Here is a 17189-nt window from a genome sequence, read left to right as displayed (position 1 = left end):
GACCTCGCACCTTTCGTCTCCCGGCGATACAAAGGGGCCGGGATCGGATGCGTAGTTCCAAGATCCGTTCCATGGGTTTGGGGCGAATATTAAGCTTTATTTTCGCGGATTCAGTCGATTTCTGTCGTCGCACCGCGAAGTGGTGTGCCAGTCTGGGGCGAAGCCCGTAACCATACTGTGCCGCATCGTGCCAAGCTGGGGCGGCTTGGCCATCTCAGCTTGCGACAGCCAAGCCGGCATCGCTCTGGTACGGCACGACGCGGTTGCGGCCGCCGCCCTTGGCGGCATAGAGCGCGATGTCGGCCCGCTTGATCAGGGCGTGGACGTCGTCGCCCTCGATCCAGGTGCTGACGCCGAAGCTGCAGGTCAGGCCGATCGCATGTTTGTTGCCGCGGATGCGCAGCGCCTGGACGCTCTCGCGCAGGCGCTCGGCCCGGGCGATCGCCTCGGTGAGATCGCAGCCCGGCAGGACGAGGCCGAATTCCTCCCCGCCCAGGCGGCCGCCGATGCCGTCGCCGGCGATCAGCTCGGCCACGGCCTGGATGGCGCGGTCGCCGACATCGTGGCCGTGCTCGTCGTTGATCCGTTTGAAATGGTCGATATCGGCCAGGATCGCCGAGATCCGGCCCGGGCGGCCACCCTGCTCGGCGGCCAGGCGGGCCCGGTCGAAGAAGGCGCGCCGGTTGTAGGCGCCGGTGAGCGGATCGGTCTCGGCCAGCCGGATCAGCGCCTCCTGCATGGTGATCAGGCGCTCGGCCGCGCGCAGCCGAGCGTTCAGCTCCTCGGCGCTCGGCGGTTTCTCGATGAAGTCGTCGGCGCCGCTGTCGAGGGCCTCGGCGAGGCTGCGGACGTTGCGGGCGGACGACATGGTGATGACATGCAGCGGCCGGCGTTCCTCCGCGAGGAGGCGGGCGGCCCAGCAGAGTTCGAGCCCGCAGAGCGGCCGGACCTCGACGCTGGTGATCAGGACCCGGACCGAGGGGGTCGCCGAGAGGAATTGCAGGGCCTGCGCGGAATCCGTGAAGGCGTGCACGTCGTGGCCGCGCGGCTCGATCAGCGAGGCGATGATCTGCAGCACGACGCGGCTCGAATCGACGATAACGATCTGCATGGCATGACCCGGACCCGACAGCCACTAACTGCACCACAAGACTTAACTTCGACCCAACGGCGGAGCCGAATTCCAGCATGAGCGAGGTCATCACCACGCCCGACTTGCGCTACATCGTCGTCCGTGGGCGCCTGTGGCGCCGGGCCGATCCCGGTCTCACGCCGGAGCGCCGCGCGGCCCTGGTGCAGCGGCTGATGGATGGGCGCCGGGCGGTGAAGGCGGCCAAGGCCGCGGAGCGGGCGGACGAGCCGGAGGCCGCCGCGGCGATGAAGGCCGCCCGGGCCGAGGTCGATGCGGCGAAGACGGGGCTTGGCGAGCGCGGCCCGGTCTGGTGGGACGACGGCGCGCCGGACCTGAACCGGCACCTCGTCCGGAACACACCCTATGCCGACTGGTTCGCGTCGCTCAGCGGCGGGGAACCTGGACCGTGATGATTTGCGGGCCCGCGGCGTAGCTGTCCACGACCCGTTCGGTCCGGCGCTCGCGCGTGGGCCGGGGCGCCGGACCGGTGGCGTTGATGACCGTGATGCTCGGCTGCTGGGCCGGCGACGCGGCAATGCCGGTGACGGTCGGGATCCCGTAGGTGCCGTAGCTCCAGGCCGACGGCACGATCTCGGTCGGCCGCGGCACCCGGGTCAGAGGCGCGCCGATATAGGTGCCGCGCACGAACGGGCCGGCGAAATCGGCCCCGCCCGTCGTCACCGGGCCGTAGGGATAGACGCCCTGCGCAGAGGCCGGCGCGGCCAGGAAGAGGGCAGAGAGCGTGAGCAATGTCCGGGAGATCATGCGGCCGGCTCCGAGACTTGACGGGAGGAACGCGTCAGGAACGATCCTGGGCAACCGACACGATCACCGGCCGTTCCGGGTCGCTAGCCGCGCGGACTGCGTATGGGCGCCCTCCCCCACAGCTTCAGCGGCAGGTCGTGATTCGGCGGACCACCCAGCCCTCGCCCTCGATCCACAGGCGCCGCCGCGCGCGGCTGCAGCTCGCATCGTCGTCGCGCTCGACGGCGGCCACCGGGTGGACCTGCTGCGGGGCGGCCTCGGCCACCTTGGTCTCGGTCGCGCCAGGGGCGGCCTGGGCGGCTGCCAGGCTGGCGATGAGCAAAAGGGCGCTGGCCGCGCCGGCTGCGGTCGATCGGATGGTCATGGTGGAAGCGTGCCCTGCGGCCGAGTTTGCGGTCTCGCCAGTGGAATGCGCGGCGCAGCAATTCGGTTTCATCGATTGCGGCGGTTCTCGGCACGCCACCCCCCGGCCGGCGGGCGTGACGGTGTGCTGCGGCACGGGGCGGGCGACGCGCTTAGACTTCGCAGGCGCCGCGTATTAGGAGAAGCGGCCCGGACGCGATGTCTCCCGTGGACCCTCAACCAGCGGTCCGGGCGGGCCGGTCCACGAGCGAAGGTCCATGAGCAAGCCGAAGCCCCCGACCAACGTCCTCCTCACGCCGGAGAAGCGCGCCGAGGACGTGGACCAGACGATCCGGCCGCTGAGCCTGGCCGAGTTCATCGGGCAGAAGGCGGCGCGCGCCAACATGCAGATCTTCATCGAGGCGGCCAAGATGACCGGCCAAGCCCTCGACCACGTGCTGTTCGTGGGGCCGCCGGGCCTGGGCAAGACCACGCTGGCCCAGATCGTGGCGCGGGAACTCGGGGTGAACTTCCGCTCGACCTCCGGCCCGGTCATCGCCAAGGCCGGCGACCTCGCCGCGCAGCTGACCAATCTCGAAGAGCGCGACGTGCTCTTCATCGACGAGATCCACCGCCTCAACCCGGCGGTGGAGGAAATCCTCTACCCGGCCATGGAGGATTACCAGCTCGACCTGATCATCGGCGAGGGGCCGGCGGCGCGCTCGGTCAAGATCGAACTGCCGAAATTCACCCTGGTCGGGGCGACGACCCGGGCGGGGCTGCTGACGACGCCGCTGCGCGACCGGTTCGGCATCCCGATCCGGCTCGAATTCTACGAGATCGACGAGCTGGAGAAGATCGTGGCCCGCGGCGCCCGGGTGCTCGGGCTCGGCATGTCGCCGGAGGGCGCCAACGAGATCGCCCGCCGGGCGCGCGGCACGCCGCGCATCGCCGGCCGGCTGCTGCGCCGGGTGCGCGACTTCGCCGTGGTGGCCGAGGCCGAGACGGTGACGCGGGCCATCGCCGACCGGGCGCTGAAGCTGCTCGACGTGGATTCGGTCGGCCTCGACGTGATGGACCGCAAGTACCTGACCCTGATCGCCACCTCGTTCGGCGGCGGCCCGGTGGGAATCGAGACGATCGGGGCGGCGCTCTCCGAGCCGCGCGACGCCATCGAGGACATCATCGAGCCGTATCTGATCCAGCGCGGCTTCGTGCAGCGCACCCCGCGCGGCCGGGTGCTCACCAAGCACGCCTTCCGGCACATGGGCTTCGCCGAGCCACGGCGGGAGCAGGACGGCCTGTTCGACGACGGCGAGAGCGCCTGAACCCGCGAACCGCGGACCATCATGCGGTTGCGACAGGGCAGGCTTCTGCCTCGGTCATGGCTGAGAGGCGTCGCAGGCCTATCTGGCGCCGGATCGCGCATGCGTTGAAGAGCCTGCAACCGACTGTCGAAACTGCGTTTTTCAGTAAACGTCTCGATAGTATAGCCGAGCTTCACGTGGTTTGTGGGGATTGATCTCTTCACGCAAACGCGATCCCGAACCTGGAACAGCGCGCAGACGTGGCAGTTGTGGTTGCGACAGAGCCAAGTTTACCCGGCGCTGGCGAGATCGCCGGAACCAAAGGCTTGATCTTTGGAACTCGGCAGATCTTCGGTACCTGACTAAGAACACCAAGGATTATCTTTCCGCATGACCAGAATCACGCTCGCCGTCCTCGGCCTTTCCGCTGCTGCGCTCACCACGCCGGCTTTCGCCCAGGACGCGCTGCCGATCCGCATCCTGCCCTTCGCCAACCAGCAGCAGGGCGTCGGCGCCGCCGCCACCGAGACCCCCGCGTTCCGCGCCGAGGCGCTGCGTTCGGATGCCACCAGCATCGAGGCGAGCCGCATCGCGCTGCAGCGTTCGCGCAACCCGCGGGTCCGCAACTACGCCAACCGCGTCCTGGTCGAGCGTAAGGCCACCACCGACGCGCTGCTGCCGGCGAACACCTCGCTCTCGCGCAACGGCACGGTGGTCTCGGACAACCAGGGCATCCAGACCGATCTGAGCAACCCGGTTGGCTTCGTGCTGGCGCCGGTGACCATCGCGGCCAATCTCGGCACCAACATCGTCGGCGGCGCGCTGGGCGCGGTTGGCATCGTCGACAACAGCCCGACCGAGCCGGGCCGTCGCGTCGCCCTCGGCGAGCGTGGTCAGGCCCGTCTGGCGCAGCTCCAGTCGGCCCCGAACGGCCGGTCCTTCGACCGGGCCTATATCGACCAGCAGGCCCGGTCCGACGCCCAGACCCTGGCGCTCTACGACGCCTACGCCAAGCAGGGCGACAGCGCCCAGGGCCGTCGCTTTGCCACCGAGGCGCTGCCCTACATCGCCGACGAGCACGCCCACTCGGCGAGCCTGGCCGCCCGCATCGGCGGCTGATCTTCAGCCCAGACCTGATCATGCGAGGGCCGCCCCAGGGCGGCCCTTGTCGTGTCGGGCCCAAGGCCGAGCCGCAACGAGTGGGTTTCCCCGCCTCTGCACCATGAACTAATCGACGCCGATGAGCGGACCGAACTCTTCCGACGCTACGCCGACGGGCGATGTGGCCGACCCCCATCGGCTGGCCGTGCGGGTCTATTACGAGGACACCGACTTCTCGGGCTTCGTCTACCACGCGAGCTATCTGCGCTTCCTGGAGCGCGGCCGGACCGAGTTGCTGCGGGGCCTGGCCGGCGACCAGTCCGATCTGCACCGGGAGGCGCGCGGCCTCGTCTTCGTGGTCAGGCGCATGACCCTCGATTTCATCCGCCCCGCCCGCATGGACGATCAGCTCACCATCGTCACCCGCACGCAGCAGCTGCGGGGCGCCTCGATGCAACTCGCCCAGGAGGTCCGCCGGGGCGACGAACTGCTCGTCGCCGCGGAGGTCACGGTCGCCTGCGTGCGCGACGGCCGCGCCATCCGCCTCCCGGAGGCCCTGCGGCGACTGCTGGCGCCTAGCGGAGCTTAAGCGACCCGCGACGGGTCGGCGTCGCGCAGGAGCTTGGCGAAGGCGTTGACGATGGTCATCGCGTCGTACTCCACCGAGACCAGCTGAAAGCCCATGCCGACCATCTCCCGGGCCCGCAGGGGCGACGGCGAGAAGGCGCAGGGCAGCTTGCCGGCAGCCCTAGTCTTGCGCACGATCTCGCCGAGGGCGGCGGAGACCGCCGCGCCGGACGGGTCGATGGCCGTGCCCTTGGAGAGCGCGATCGACAGGTCGGCGGGGCCGACCAGGATGCCGTCGATGCCCGGCAGGGCCAGGATCGGCTCCAGCGCGTCGATCGCCTCCGAGGTCTCGCACATGGCGATGGTCAGCGCCCGGGCGTTGGCGCCCGCGAGGAACTCGGTCGCGTCGCTCTGGCCCGACATCCACATGGCGCGGTCCGGGCCCCAGCTCCGCTGACCGACCGGCGGGTATTTGGTGGCGGCGGCCAGCGCCTGCGCGTCGGCCACGCTGTTGATCATCGGCGCGACGATGCCTGAGGCGCCGGCATCGAGCATCCGCGACGCCATGGCGAAGTCGCCGACCGGAATGCGGACCAGGCTGGGCTTGCCGGCGAGCGCCACCTCGGTAATCGCCGCGCAGCACGAATGGTAATCGTGGGCGCCGTGCTGCTGGTCGAGGAGCACGGCGTCGAAGCCCGACCGTGCCAGGGCGCCGGCGATGGCCGGGTCGGCGATACAGGACCAGCCCAGGAATCGGGCGGGCTCGGCGGGCAGCAGGCCGTGAAGGCTCGGGACGGGCAGGGTCATGGCGCTTCCTGTACTGAGACTCGCGGTGCGCGCGGCACTCTGATGGCCCGAGAATAAGGGCGTCGGTTTCGCGAGGTCCAGCCTCCCCGGGGAGGCCGCATGACCGATACTTCGGAATGCCTTGGGATCGCCCGGATCGAAACCGATCCTTAACCCTGTCGCGCCCTTAACGGAGTCGGTGCGATATCGCCGTGTTTCGGCGCGAAGACGGCCCTTACTTTCGACAGATTCGCGGACGATAGCATTGATATCGCTCACGGATCCGGCGGACGCGGGCCTCGCCCGGCGCATCGCGATCCGGAGCAGGAGACCTCGACGGATGAACCCAGCCGACGCGATGCAGGCCGCGCCTGTCGCCGACATGACGCTGCTCGGGCTGTTCCTGCAGGCCCACTTCGTCGTGAAGATCGTGATGGTCGGGCTGCTCAGCGCGTCGATCTGGTGCTGGTCGATCATCGTCGACAAGACCTTGCTGTTCCGGCGCACCAAGGCCGAGATGGACGCGTTCGAGGACGCGTTCTGGTCCGGCCGCTCCCTGGAGGAGCTGTTCCGCTCGTTCAACGACCGCCCGGCCACCGGGCTCGCCGCGGTGTTCGTCGCCGCCATGCGGGAGTGGAAGCGCTCGTTCGAGGGCTCGGGCCGTCAGGTCCAGTCCCTGTCCCAGCGCATCGAGAAGCAGCTCGACGTCACCATCCAGCGCGAGGTCGAACGGCTCGAATCGCGCCTGCTGTTCCTGGCCTCGATCGGCTCGGCCGGCCCGTATATCGGCCTGTTCGGCACGGTCTGGGGCATCATGACCGCGTTCACCTCGATCGCGGCCTCCAAGAACACCTCGCTCGCCGTCGTCGCCCCCGGCATCGCCGAGGCCCTGTTCGCCACCGCGATCGGCCTGTTCGCCGCGATCCCGGCGGTGCTCGCCTACAACAAGCTCCAGGCCGAGGTCTCGAAGTCGCAATCGCGGCTGGAGGGTTTCGCCGACGAGTTCTCCGCGATCCTCTCCCGCCAGATCGACGAGCGCCTGTCGCTCGCCGCCTGACCGCGCCGATCCAGGAGATCCATCCATGAGCATGGCGGCGGGGGCATCCCACGGCGGCAAAAGGCGGCGGCGCAGGGGCCGGCGCGGCGGCCCGATCAACGAGATCAACATGACGCCGTTCATCGACGTCGTGCTGGTGCTCCTGATCATCTTCATGGTCGCGGCGCCGATGATGACGGTGGGGGTGCCCCTCGACCTGCCGCAGTCGAAGGCCTCGCCGCTCAATTCCGATGTGAAGCCGGTGACGATCTCGATCCGCCAGACCGGCCAGGTCTTCCTCGGCGAGGACGAGCTGACCGACGAGACGATTATCCCGAAGCTGCTCGAGACCGCCAAGACCGGCACCGAGGAGCGCGTGTTCGTGCGCGGCGACAAGCGGGTCGATTACGGCCGCGTCGCGCAGGTGATGGCGATCGTGACCGGCGGCGGCTTCAAGAAGGTCGCCCTCGTGACCGAGCCTGAGCATCAGTAGGGTCTGAACCGTGGAGTTCCACTTCGACCGCAAGGAACCGGGTGTCTGGATCTCCGCCGGCACCCACGTCGCGCTGCTCGCCTTCGCGCTGTTCAGCGTGGCGGCCCCAGCCCTGCCCGAGGCGCAGGAGGGCGTGCCCGTCGAGGTGATCACCGAGAACCAGTTCTCCGAGATCACCAAGGGCGAGCGCCAGGCCGACAAGCCGATGCCGAACGCCCAGCCGCGGGCCGATCGTCAGGCCGAGAAGGTCGAGGATCGCGAGCCCGAGAACGCCAAGACCGACGCGCCGACCGCGCCCAAGCGCACGGCCGAGATGAAGCTCGCCAACGCGGAGGAGATGCCTCTGCGCGCCGAGCCGGATCCACAGGAAGTGGCGAAAGCCGCCAAGGCCGCCGAGGAGAAGCGCGAGGCCGAGAAGGCTGCCGCCAAGGCCGCGGAGAAAGCTGCCGAGAAAGCCGCGGCCGACAAGGCGGCTGCCGCCGAGAAGGCTGCGGCGGCCAAGGCCGAGGCGAAGGCGGCCGCGAAGGCCGAAGCCGAGAAGCGCGAGCAACTCGACAAGCTGATCGAGCGGCAGGAGGCTGAAGCGGCGGCTGCGGCCGCGAAGGCCGAAGCCAAGGCCAAAGCGGATGCCGCCAAGGCCGAGGCCGCGCGGGAAGCCGCCCGGAAGGCCGCGGAAGCCAAGGCCGAGGCGGAAGCCGAGCGTCAGAAGGAGATGGCCGAGGCCAAGGCCGCGCACGAAAAGGCGGAAGCCGCCGCCAAGGCCGAGGCCGCCGCCAAGGCGAAAGCCAAGGCGATGGCGGACGCGAAGGCCAAGGCCGATGGCGAGGCCAAGGCGCGCAAGCAGGCCGAGCTCGCCGACAAGTTCAACGCCGGCGACATCCGCTCGATGCTGGCCTCGAAGGCGCCGTCGCAATCCACCGGCGCCACCGGCCACACGGTGCAGAAGGTGGCGGCCCTGGGCGCCGCCACCGGCACCGCGCAGCGCCTGTCGCCGTCCCTGCGCGACGCCCTGGTCGGGCTGCTGCAGCAGCAGATCGAGCGCTGCTACTCGGCGCCCCCCGGCGCCGCCCAGGGCGTGGTGCTGCCGGTGCTCGACATCCGCCTGAACCCGAACGGCTCCCTCAGCACCGAGCCGCGGATCATGCGGGGCGGTTCCAGTTCGGTGGACCAGTCGATCGCGCAAGCCGCGCTCCGGGCGGTGCGCCGCTGTGCGCCGTACAACATACCGGCCACCTACGCGCCGTATTACAACGACTGGAAGGCTATCAACGCGGAGTTCGAATTCACGGCGACCTGAGGTCGCCACCCGCGCCGTCTGCCGTCATCCCCTCCCCGTCTGATCGCCACTTCGGATCCGACCCATGCAGAACCTCCCCTCCGCCGGGCTCCTTCCGGCGCCCTTCGCCGCGCGCCTGATCGCGCTTCTGGCGTTCCTCGCGGTCGCCCTCAGCGTCGCGGCGCCGGCCCAGGCGCAGCTGCAGCTGCGCATCGGCGGCGGCAACTTCCAGCCGATGCCGATCGCCATCGCGGATTTCGGCGGTGACCCGAGCCTCGGCGGCCTCGTCTCCGGCGTGGTGACCAACAACCTGCGCCGCTCAGGGTATTTCACGCCCCTCGACCATGCCCGCTTCCCGGAGCAGCCGAATTTCGACGCCGCGCCGAATTTCGAGAAGTGGCGCGCCACGGGCGTCCAGGGCCTGGTCACCGGCCGCGTCTCGCGCGACGCCTCGGGCAAGCTGAAGGTCGAGTTCCGCCTTTGGGACGTGACCTCCGGCCAGCAGATGACCGGCCAGCAATACGGCACCGACACCGCCAATGCCCGGCGCACCGGCCACCTGATCTCGGATGCGGTCTACAGCAAGATCACCGGCCTCGGCCCCTGGTTCGACAGCCGCATCGCCTTCGTGGACGAGAGCGGCCCCAAGGAGAACCGCCGCAAGCGCCTGATGGTGATGGACCAGGACGGCGCCAATGTCCGCGCCATCACAAGCGGCGAGACCTCGATCGTCGCCCCGCGCTACTCGCCGGCCACGCAGGACATCGCGTTCATGTCCCAGGCCACCGGGCACCAGCCGCGGGTCCAGGTGATCAACCTCGAGACCGGCGCCCGCCAGGCGCTGGGCAACGTCGATTCGATGAGCGCCAGCCCGCGCTTCTCGCCGGACGGCCGCCGCCTGGTGATGAGCGTGCAGCAGGGCGGCAACGCCGACATCGTCACGATGGACATCGCGTCGAAGGCCCAGCACTCGGTGACCAACGGCATGGCGATCGACACCTCCCCGACCTACGCGCCGGACGGTTCGCAGATCGCGTTCGAATCGGATCGCGGCGGCTCGCAGCAGGTCTACGTGATGGGCGCGGACGGCTCGAACCCGCACCGGATCACCTTCGGCACCGGCTCGGCCTCGCAGCCGGCCTGGTCCCCGCGCGGCGACCTGATCGCCTATACCCGCCAGCGCAATGGCGGCTTCGCCATCTGCGTGTCGAAGCCCGACGGCACCGGCGAGCGCGTCCTCACCGAGGGCTACCACAACGAGGGTCCGACCTTCGCGCCGAATGGCCAATATGTGCTGTTCTTCCGCGATCCGGGCGGCCAGGGCGGCGGCAAGCTGTTCATGGTCGACATCACCGGCAAGGTGGAGCAGCCGGTCCCGACCCCGTCCTACGCCTCCGACCCGACCTGGTCGCCGCTGCTGGCGGGGCGCTGATTCTTCGGGGGCTTTGGAGCCCGGCTACCAGTCGGGCTCCAGGGCGTCGTTCGTTTCGCGGCCCGTGTCGGCAGATGTGAGCGTCGCGGCTTGATCCCGCAGCGCTTTCGGCAGAGCCCCGAGGGTGGGATCGTCGAAGGCGAGATGCGGGAGGTAGCGGGCGACGAGTTCCGCAATGAGCCGAGCCTGCGCTCCATCGCGGCGACGCTTCTCGGGATTGCGATCCGGTCTTCCGGAAAGCCATGCTTTGTGGAGCGCGAAGGCTCGCGGATCGGGCACGGTCATCTCGGCCGGGTAGCCGCGCAGATCGAGCACTGTGACCCGGACCTTGGGACTGTTCACGAGCCAGGCCAGACCAAAAATCTCGACGGCGACGAGATCGTCGGGGTCGCGCCCGATCTGCCTCGCTTCGCTCGGCCGAATGGGGTCTTTCGGAGCGGGTGTGATCAGATCGACGATGTAGCCGTCGCGGTTTGCCGCACGAAACCCGCGCTTGCCCATGACCTCGAAGGAATGATCGACCTTCCGGAGCAGCCCGACGACTCCCGAGGCCGCCACTTCCGGGACGATGAGTTTCAGGCTGGCCCGCGCGTCGTACAACAGGTCGAAATCGGCTGTTTCGAGGACCGCCTCGTCGATCTGGACGCCGGCCATCCGCTCATAGGCGAACAGCGCATTGGTCCCGACCGTGGCGACCACCGGTTCCGTGAGACGGGCGTCGGACAGAGCCCGCAGGATCCGGGCGGCGATCACCGGCATCCGGCCGAGCCGCTGCGCGCGGCTGACGGCCGCGATCCTGTTCAGCCGTTGTGCGAGCGAAGTGCTGCGCATCTTCGCGTGCGAACGGCCATCGACGAAGCGTTGGTGAATAGCCTCCGTCTCCTCCGAACGAGGACCGAGGGATTTCCAGACGCCATCCTTGAAACGGTAGAGGTAGCTACGCCCATCGACGGTTTTCCAGGCCATCGAACCGGCGAAGCGGCTCTGCAATGTCGATCGCGCCGCGCGATAGGCATCGAAGACCTGCTCGGCGTTGATGAGTTGCCGGGCCTGTTCGTCATCGAGTTCCCTGTAAGGCATCGTGCCCGTCCCTGCAGACGTTCAGGGCTTGGTACGTATCATCTAAGTCCATGATGGGAAATAAATTATCCATTTTCCGATCGGTCGGAGGCGTGAAATGGATAATCGAACGCGGCTTCGCCGGAGCCGCCCACGGGCCTGAAAAATCCGGTTGGATGCCGGGCCGTGCCTGAGACGGGGTGGACTGCCGCTATCCCTGCACCAGCAACCGATCCCGCGCCCGCAGGGCTGGAAAAAACCGGCCCCAGAGCAGCGCGACCGCGATGGTCGCGGCACCGCCCGCCACCACCGCCGGGACCGCCCCGATCGCGGCGGCGAGCACGCCGGATTCGAACTCGCCAAGTTCGTTCGAGGCGCCGATGAACACCGTGTTCACCGCCGAGACCCGGCCACGCATGGCATCCGGGGTCTCGCCCTGCACGAAGGTTTGGCGGACATAGACCGAGATCATGTCGGCGGCGCCGGTGACGAACAGGCAGGCCATCGACAGGGGCAGCGAGGTCGAGAGGCCGAACGCCACCGTGGCCGCGCCGAACACGGCGCAGGCCCGGAGCATCCGCAGACCGGCATGGCGCCGGAGCGGGCGATAGGCCAGCAGGACCGCCATGGTGACCGCCCCGAAGGCCGGCATGCTCCGCAAAGCCCCGAGACCCAGCGGGCCGACATGCAGCACCTCGCCGGCATAGATCGGCAGGAGCGCCGTGGCGCCCCCGAGGAGGACCGTGAACAGGTCGAGGCTGATCGCCCCCAGCACCACCGGCTGCGAGCGGATGTAGCCGATGCCCGCCGACAGCGCCGCCCAGGTGATCGGCGGCCGCTCGGTCACCGCCGCGGGCCGGAACCGGATCAACCCAGTCAGGAGGCTCGCCAGGGCGAAACTCGCCGCCGCGCCGCCGAACACCACCGAGGGCCCGAGTGCGTAGAGCAGGCCGCCCAGCGCCGGGCCCATCACCGAGGCGCTCTGCCAGAGGGAGGCGTTCCAGGCGATGGCTGAGCCGAATTGCGGGCCCGGCACCAGGGTCGGCAGCAGCGCCTGCAGGGCGGGGTTGGCGAAGGCCCGGGCGGTGCCGACGACGATCACCAGGGCGTAGATCGGCCAGACCGCCTGGAAGCCGGCCAGCGCGTAGGTCAGCAGCCCGAAGCTCGCGAGACTCTGGAGCCCGAAGGCTGCGGCGCCGACGAGGCGGCGGTCATAGGCGTCGGCCACGTGGCCGGTGATCAGGGCGCAGAGCACCGCGGGCAGGAAGCCCGCGAGCCCGACGAGGCCGAGCGCCAGGGCGGAATGGGTCAGGTCGTAGACGAACCACCCGATCGCCACCGCCTGCATCTGGTAGGCGAGGCCCGTCAGGAACCGGGCCGAGCCGAACAGGCGGAAGTCGCCGATACCGAAGACGGCCCAGCCGGAACGATCTATTTGGGACATGCGCCCTGCTGAGCCCGGCCGGGCGATTAATCAAGCCCGGCGATGCTGCCGTCAGTGAAGCGCGATACCCGGCTTCCGGGTCGCGGTCGCGGCTGGGGTCATGAAGGGCCGGCTCACCTCGCGCCGGTCGAGGCGAGCCGGCCCATCACTCGGGAAAAGTGGGAAGGTACAGGTCACCTGGGTCCCAGCCCCGGGTGCGGTTTCCAGATGGACCCGCCCGCCATGGAGTTCGACGAAGGACCGCACGATCGACAGGCCCAGCCCAACCCCGCGGTGGCGGGTGCCCAGGGTGTGACTCTCGAAGCGGTTGAACACCGAATCGGCGATCTCCGGCGGCATGCCGCGGCCGTGGTCGCGCACGCTCAAGGTCAGCTCGTGCGCGTCCCGGCGAGCCCGGACCTCGACCCGCTGCCCGGCATCCGAGAAGCCAACGGCGTTGGACAGCAGGTTGAACAGGATCTGGCGGACCCGCTTCCCGTCCGCGTGGACGCTGCCGATATCTTCCGGCACGTCGAGGGCGAGGGTGATGTGCGATTCCGCCAGCCGGTCCTCGATGCCGCGCACGGCCGCCTCGATGGTGGACTGGACGTCGACCTCCTCCCGCTGGAGCTCCAGGGAGCCGGCATCGATCGAGGCGAGGTCGAGAATGTCGTTGATGATCACGAGCAGCGCCGCCGAGGAGCGCATGATGTGGTCGGAATATTCGCGCTGCCGGTCGTTGAGGGCGCCCACCGTCTCGTCGCCGAGGAGCTGGGTGAAGCCGATGATGTTGGTGAGCGGCGAGCGCAGCTCATAGGAGACGTGGTGCACGAAGGTGTCGCGCAGCTGCGCGGCCTTCTCTAGGGCGTCGTTCTTCTCGGTAAGCGCCCGCTCGACGTTCACGCTGGCGGTCACGTCGATCAGGGTCAGCAGGGTCGCGCCCTCGGGCAGCGGCTGCGCGGCGCAATCGAGGACGGTGCCGTCCACCACCGCCAGGCGGCAGGACCGGGCGGTACGCGATTCGAGGCCGACCACCGCGTCGCGGATGTCGAGCCACGGCTCCTCGGCCGGCGCCAGGGGTCGGCAGGCCTCGATGACGGCATCGACGTGGGGCCGCTCCTCCACGGTTGCGGGATCGAGTTGCCAGACGGTGCAGAAAGCCCGGTTGGCGAGCGTCATGCGCCCGTCGGCGCCGAACACCGCCACCGGCTCGGCCAGGGTGTCCAGGGTCTCGGCCTGGAGGCGGCGCAGGGCGATGTAGCGGGTCTCGGCGTTCAGGCTGTCGGAGACGTCGTCGAACAGGTAGGTCAGGCCGCCCTGCGGGTTCGGGTCGGCGACGACGCGGAGCGTCCGTCCGTCGGGCAGATACCACCAGCTCTGGTTGGCCTCGGCCGCCCGGTAGGCGGCGAGCACCCCCTGCTTCCAGCCGCGGAAATCCGCATGCTCCTCGAGCTTCCGCTCAGCCCGGAGGTGATCGAGGATCTCGCCGTCGGCGGGGCGGCTGTCGAGGAAGGCCTGATCCAGGTCCCAGAGCTGGCGGTAGGCGGCGTTGTGGAAGATCAGCCGCTGCGACACGTCGAACATCGCCACCGCGGTGGGCAATTGGTCGAGGGTGCGGACATTGGCGTTCATCTGGCGCTGGAGGTCGGCGCGGACGCTTTCCAGCTCGGACACGTCGATGGCGATGCCGACGCGGCCGCTATCCAGGGTGGTCTCGAACACGTCGAGCATGCGCCGGCTGCCGGCGACCACGGCCGAGAGCCGCGGGACGCTGCGTGACAGGCCGGCGGATCGCGCCGCCTCGTCCCGGGCGATCGCCTCGCGGGCCGGACGGTCGAACAGCTCGATGCCGCGATCCAGAGCCGCCTCGCGGGTCTCCGCTTCGACCGCCGCCACGTAGGCGGCGTTGACCCAGCTCAGGCCGCCCTCGCGGTTCCGCCGCCAGACCGGCTGGGGGATCGCGTCGAGGAGGCCGGCCAGGGCCGACAGGCCGCGGCGGGTCTCGTCCAGGGTCGCGCGCAGGTCGGCGATCTCGCAGCGCTCCTGGCTGGTCTCGCGCAGGCGCAGGAGCGCCCGGCCGGCCACCGCCTGCCCGTGGGCGTCAATGCTGCGCCCGGTCTGGGTGCGCAGGCTCAGCGTGAAGCTTGTGCCCCGCGACCGCAGGGTCTCGACCGCGGCCTCGACCGCGGCGGCATCCGAGGCGACCAGCCAGGTGCCGAAGGCCAGCACCCGGCGGGCATAGCCCGAGGTCGGCCGCTCGCCGTAGATCGCTAGGCTGATATCGCCCTCGACCACCGGCTCGCTTCGCCGGTCCCAGGTGACGATGATCTGGCGCTCGGCGTTGAGCAGCATCTCGGCGCGGTCATGGGCGCCGCGCAGCACGTCGAGGGCGCCGGCGAGCTCACGCTCCCGGCGGGTCCAGCGCCCGCGCTCGTAGAGGTGGAGCAGCGACAGGATCACTGCAAAAGCGACCAGGCCGCCGAAGATCGCCAGGGCGGCGACCCCGTGCATCTCGCGCGGCGCATGGGCGGCGGCACTCTCGGGCAGTTCGGCGAGCGCGGCGCTCGCCGCGGTCAATGTGAGCGTACCCACGCAGATTCGAACGTGCGCGGCACGACCGACACCCATGATAGCCCTGCCCCCACCCTGGCGGTCCGAACGCGCGTGCAACCGCGCGGCGCAGAACGCACCGTTCCCGCCACTGATTCTCTCGAACCGTCGCGGACCCACCGATCAAAGATTCGCCCGCACCTTACCGTGCGGCGGAATCGACCCGGAAGGGGAACGAAGCGTGGCTATACGCCTGCCGCTCACAATCATCCGTTAACGACACACAGAAGACACAGTGCGGTTGCGTCAAAACGGCTTGACAAACGAAAGAGCCCGACGCAGCGCGCCGGGCTCTTTTGTCTGGGTCATCAATAGAGCCGGGACCATGCCGGCTGCCATCGCGCGGATCGAGACTTCAACCCCCGGTTCGGCGCGGGCGCCGAACCGGGGCGGTTCCCGGCTCAGTAGCGGTAATGCTCGGACTTGAACGGGCCGGACTCGGAGACGCCGATATAGGCGGCTTGGTCCGGGCGCAGCTTCGAGAGCTTCACGCCGATCTTCTCCAGGTGCAGAGCCGCGACCTTCTCGTCGAGGGTCTTGGGCAGGGTGTAGACCTGCTTCTGGTACTTGCCCGGGTTGGTCCAGAGCTCGATCTGCGCGAGCGTCTGGTTGGTGAACGAGGCCGACATCACGAAGGACGGGTGGCCCGTGGCGTTGCCGAGGTTCACCAGGCGGCCCTCCGACAGGAGGATGATGCGGTGGCCGTCCGCGAAGGTGATCTCGTCCACCTGCGGCTTGATGTTCGACCACTTGAGGTTCTTCAGGCCGGCGACCTGAATCTCGTTGTCGAAGTGGCCGATGTTGCAGACGATCGCCCGGTCCTTCATCGCCCGCATGTGGTCGAGGGTGATGATGTCCTTGTTGCCCGTGGCGGTGACGAAGATGTCGGCGCGCGGGGCAGCGTCCTCCATCGTCACGACCTCGTAGCCCTCCATGGCGGCCTGGAGCGCGCAGATCGGGTCGATCTCCGACACGAGCACGCGGCAGCCGGCGTTGCGGAGCGACGCGGCCGAGCCCTTGCCGACATCGCCGAAGCCGGCGACCATGGCGACCTTGCCGGCCATCATCACGTCGGTGCCGCGACGGATGCCGTCGACCAGCGACTCCTTGCAGCCGTAGAGGTTGTCGAATTTCGACTTGGTGACCGAGTCGTTCACGTTGATCGCCGGGAAGAGCAGCTTGCCCTCCTTGGCGAGCACGTACAGGCGATGGACGCCCGTGGTGGTCTCCTCGGAGACGCCCTTGATGCTGTCGGCGAGGCCGGCGAACCAGCCCTTCGGCTTCTCGGCGAGCTTCTTCTTGAGCAGCGCGAAGAAGACCTCCTCCTCCTCGCTCTCGGGCTTGTCGAGGAAGGCGGTGTCGCCGTTCTCGGCGCGCAGGCCGAGATGGACGAACATAGTGGCGTCGCCGCCGTCGTCGAGGATCATGTTCGGCACGCCGCCGTCATGCCAGTCGAACAGGCGCGAGGTGTAGTCCCAGTACTCCTCCAGGGTCTCGCCCTTCACGGCGAAGACCGGGACGCCGGCGGCCGCGATGGCGGCGGCGGCATGGTCCTGGGTCGAGTAGATGTTGCAGGAGACCCAGCGGATGTCGGCGCCGAGCGCCTTGAGGGTCTCGATCAGCACGGCGGTCTGGATCGTCATGTGCAGCGAGCCGGCGATCTTCGCGCCCTTCAGGGGCTGCGCCGCGCCGTACTCCTCGCGGACCGCCATCAGGCCCGGCATCTCCGTCTCGGCGATCGAGATCTCCTTGCGGCCGTAATCGGCCAGCCCGATGTCCTTGACGATATAATCCTTGGCCATGAGTCGGCGGCTCCGTGTGTTCGCGTTGCGGTTCGGGGCCAGCCCCTACCACTTCGCG

16 protein-coding genes are annotated in these 17189 nt (G+C 69.1%); 8 read left to right on the top strand and 8 right to left on the bottom strand.

The features are described 5' to 3' along the window. Positions 1 to 214 precede the first annotated feature (214 nt). Positions 215 to 1111 (bottom strand): GGDEF domain-containing protein, encoded by an 897-nt coding sequence (locus BM228_RS21675; protein WP_092043873.1) that lies wholly within the window; start codon positions 1109 to 1111, stop codon positions 215 to 217. A gap of 77 nt (positions 1112 to 1188) precedes the next feature. Here BM228_RS21675 and BM228_RS21670 point away from each other — a divergent pair, with 77 nt between their 5' ends. Continuing rightward, positions 1189 to 1542, top strand: a complete 354-nt coding sequence (locus BM228_RS21670; RefSeq protein ID WP_092043872.1) for a hypothetical protein — start codon at positions 1189 to 1191, stop codon at positions 1540 to 1542. Here BM228_RS21670 and BM228_RS21665 read toward each other — a convergent pair. Both BM228_RS21665 and BM228_RS21660 read right to left on the bottom strand, forming a co-directional pair. Next, on the bottom strand, positions 1517 to 1897 hold the full coding sequence (locus BM228_RS21665) for a hypothetical protein (protein WP_092043870.1): 381 nt from the start codon (positions 1895 to 1897) through the stop codon (positions 1517 to 1519). The genes BM228_RS21670 and BM228_RS21665 overlap by 26 nt on opposite strands. 124 nt (positions 1898 to 2021) lie before the next feature. Next, the gene (locus BM228_RS21660; RefSeq protein ID WP_092043869.1) at positions 2022 to 2261 is read right to left on the bottom strand and encodes a hypothetical protein; all 240 of its coding nucleotides are present in this window, start codon (positions 2259 to 2261) and stop codon (positions 2022 to 2024) included. A gap of 256 nt (positions 2262 to 2517) precedes the next feature. On the opposite strand from BM228_RS21660, the gene ruvB reads away from it, so the two are divergent. The 3 genes from ruvB to ybgC all read left to right on the top strand — a co-directional run bounded on the left by ruvB (position 2518) and on the right by ybgC (position 5236). Then, complete coding sequence (ruvB, locus tag BM228_RS21655) at positions 2518 to 3567, top strand: Holliday junction branch migration DNA helicase RuvB (RefSeq protein WP_092043868.1); 1050 nt, start codon at positions 2518 to 2520, stop codon at positions 3565 to 3567. Positions 3568 to 3936: 369 nt separating this feature from the next. Beyond that, the gene (locus BM228_RS21650) at positions 3937 to 4665 is read left to right on the top strand and encodes a DUF4142 domain-containing protein (protein WP_092043866.1); all 729 of its coding nucleotides are present in this window, start codon (positions 3937 to 3939) and stop codon (positions 4663 to 4665) included. 121 nt (positions 4666 to 4786) lie between these two features. Further along, the gene (gene ybgC / locus BM228_RS21645) at positions 4787 to 5236 is read left to right on the top strand and encodes a tol-pal system-associated acyl-CoA thioesterase (RefSeq protein WP_092043865.1); all 450 of its coding nucleotides are present in this window, start codon (positions 4787 to 4789) and stop codon (positions 5234 to 5236) included. On the opposite strand, the gene BM228_RS21640 is transcribed toward ybgC, so the two are convergent. After that, positions 5233 to 6021 carry an HpcH/HpaI aldolase family protein gene (locus BM228_RS21640; RefSeq protein WP_092043863.1) on the bottom strand — a complete coding sequence of 263 codons (789 nt, stop codon included), beginning with the start codon at positions 6019 to 6021 and terminating at the stop codon, positions 5233 to 5235. The genes ybgC and BM228_RS21640 overlap by 4 nt on opposite strands. Before the next feature lie 319 nt (positions 6022 to 6340). On the opposite strand from BM228_RS21640, the gene tolQ reads away from it, so the two are divergent. The 4 genes from tolQ (at position 6341) to tolB (ending at position 10237) form a co-directional block, all read left to right on the top strand. Further along, complete coding sequence (tolQ, locus tag BM228_RS21635; protein WP_092043862.1) at positions 6341 to 7057, top strand: protein TolQ; 717 nt, start codon at positions 6341 to 6343, stop codon at positions 7055 to 7057. A gap of 25 nt (positions 7058 to 7082) precedes the next feature. After that, complete coding sequence (locus tag BM228_RS21630) at positions 7083 to 7529, top strand: ExbD/TolR family protein (RefSeq protein ID WP_058192919.1); 447 nt, start codon at positions 7083 to 7085, stop codon at positions 7527 to 7529. 10 nt (positions 7530 to 7539) lie between these two features. Then, positions 7540 to 8826, top strand: coding sequence for a cell envelope integrity protein TolA (gene tolA, locus BM228_RS21625; protein WP_092043860.1), 1287 nt, complete (start codon positions 7540 to 7542; stop codon positions 8824 to 8826). Between the two features lie 64 nt (positions 8827 to 8890). Beyond that, entirely contained in the window at positions 8891 to 10237 is a 1347-nt protein-coding gene (gene tolB, locus BM228_RS21620) for a Tol-Pal system beta propeller repeat protein TolB (RefSeq protein WP_092043859.1), read from the top strand. Positions 10238 to 10261: 24 nt separating this feature from the next. On the opposite strand, the gene BM228_RS21615 is transcribed toward tolB, so the two are convergent. The 4 genes from BM228_RS21615 to ahcY form a co-directional block, all read right to left on the bottom strand. Further along, positions 10262 to 11317 (bottom strand): GSU2403 family nucleotidyltransferase fold protein, encoded by a 1056-nt coding sequence (locus tag BM228_RS21615; protein ID WP_092043857.1) that lies wholly within the window; start codon positions 11315 to 11317, stop codon positions 10262 to 10264. A 190-nt stretch (positions 11318 to 11507) separates the two neighbouring features. Beyond that, positions 11508 to 12740, bottom strand: a complete 1233-nt coding sequence (locus BM228_RS21610; protein ID WP_092043856.1) for an MFS transporter — start codon at positions 12738 to 12740, stop codon at positions 11508 to 11510. Between the two features lie 51 nt (positions 12741 to 12791). Then, positions 12792 to 15347, bottom strand: a complete 2556-nt coding sequence (locus BM228_RS21605; protein ID WP_092043854.1) for a sensor histidine kinase — start codon at positions 15345 to 15347, stop codon at positions 12792 to 12794. A 383-nt stretch (positions 15348 to 15730) separates the two neighbouring features. Beyond that, positions 15731 to 17131 carry an adenosylhomocysteinase gene (gene ahcY / locus BM228_RS21600; protein WP_092043853.1) on the bottom strand — a complete coding sequence of 467 codons (1401 nt, stop codon included), beginning with the start codon at positions 17129 to 17131 and terminating at the stop codon, positions 15731 to 15733. Between the last annotated feature and the right edge of the window lie 58 nt (positions 17132 to 17189).

This window comes from Methylobacterium pseudosasicola (assembly GCF_900114535.1).
Taxonomy (GTDB): Bacteria; Pseudomonadota; Alphaproteobacteria; order Rhizobiales; family Beijerinckiaceae; genus Methylobacterium; species Methylobacterium pseudosasicola.
The sequence above is the reverse complement of the archived record's forward strand: the minus strand, read 5'-3'. Positions and strand labels throughout refer to the sequence as shown.

Excerpts from the sequence above, each read along its gene's own strand:
- BM228_RS21675 (WP_092043873.1), bottom strand. The coding sequence starts at position 1,111 with ATGCAGATCGTTATCGTCGATTCGAGCCGCGTCGTGCTGCAGATCATC.
- tolQ (WP_092043862.1), top strand. The coding sequence starts at position 6,341 with ATGAACCCAGCCGACGCGATGCAGGCCGCGCCTGTCGCCGACATGACG.
- BM228_RS21650 (WP_092043866.1), top strand. The coding sequence starts at position 3,937 with ATGACCAGAATCACGCTCGCCGTCCTCGGCCTTTCCGCTGCTGCGCTC.
- BM228_RS21615 (WP_092043857.1), bottom strand. The coding sequence starts at position 11,317 with ATGCCTTACAGGGAACTCGATGACGAACAGGCCCGGCAACTCATCAAC.
- BM228_RS21665 (WP_092043870.1), bottom strand. The coding sequence starts at position 1,897 with ATGATCTCCCGGACATTGCTCACGCTCTCTGCCCTCTTCCTGGCCGCG.
- BM228_RS21670 (WP_092043872.1), top strand. The coding sequence starts at position 1,189 with ATGAGCGAGGTCATCACCACGCCCGACTTGCGCTACATCGTCGTCCGT.
- BM228_RS21605 (WP_092043854.1), bottom strand. The coding sequence starts at position 15,347 with ATGGGTGTCGGTCGTGCCGCGCACGTTCGAATCTGCGTGGGTACGCTC.
- BM228_RS21660 (WP_092043869.1), bottom strand. The coding sequence starts at position 2,261 with ATGACCATCCGATCGACCGCAGCCGGCGCGGCCAGCGCCCTTTTGCTC.
- ahcY (WP_092043853.1), bottom strand. The coding sequence starts at position 17,131 with ATGGCCAAGGATTATATCGTCAAGGACATCGGGCTGGCCGATTACGGC.
- BM228_RS21610 (WP_092043856.1), bottom strand. The coding sequence starts at position 12,740 with ATGTCCCAAATAGATCGTTCCGGCTGGGCCGTCTTCGGTATCGGCGAC.
- BM228_RS21630 (WP_058192919.1), top strand. The coding sequence starts at position 7,083 with ATGAGCATGGCGGCGGGGGCATCCCACGGCGGCAAAAGGCGGCGGCGC.
- BM228_RS21640 (WP_092043863.1), bottom strand. The coding sequence starts at position 6,021 with ATGACCCTGCCCGTCCCGAGCCTTCACGGCCTGCTGCCCGCCGAGCCC.
- tolB (WP_092043859.1), top strand. The coding sequence starts at position 8,891 with ATGCAGAACCTCCCCTCCGCCGGGCTCCTTCCGGCGCCCTTCGCCGCG.
- ruvB (WP_092043868.1), top strand. The coding sequence starts at position 2,518 with ATGAGCAAGCCGAAGCCCCCGACCAACGTCCTCCTCACGCCGGAGAAG.
- ybgC (WP_092043865.1), top strand. The coding sequence starts at position 4,787 with ATGAGCGGACCGAACTCTTCCGACGCTACGCCGACGGGCGATGTGGCC.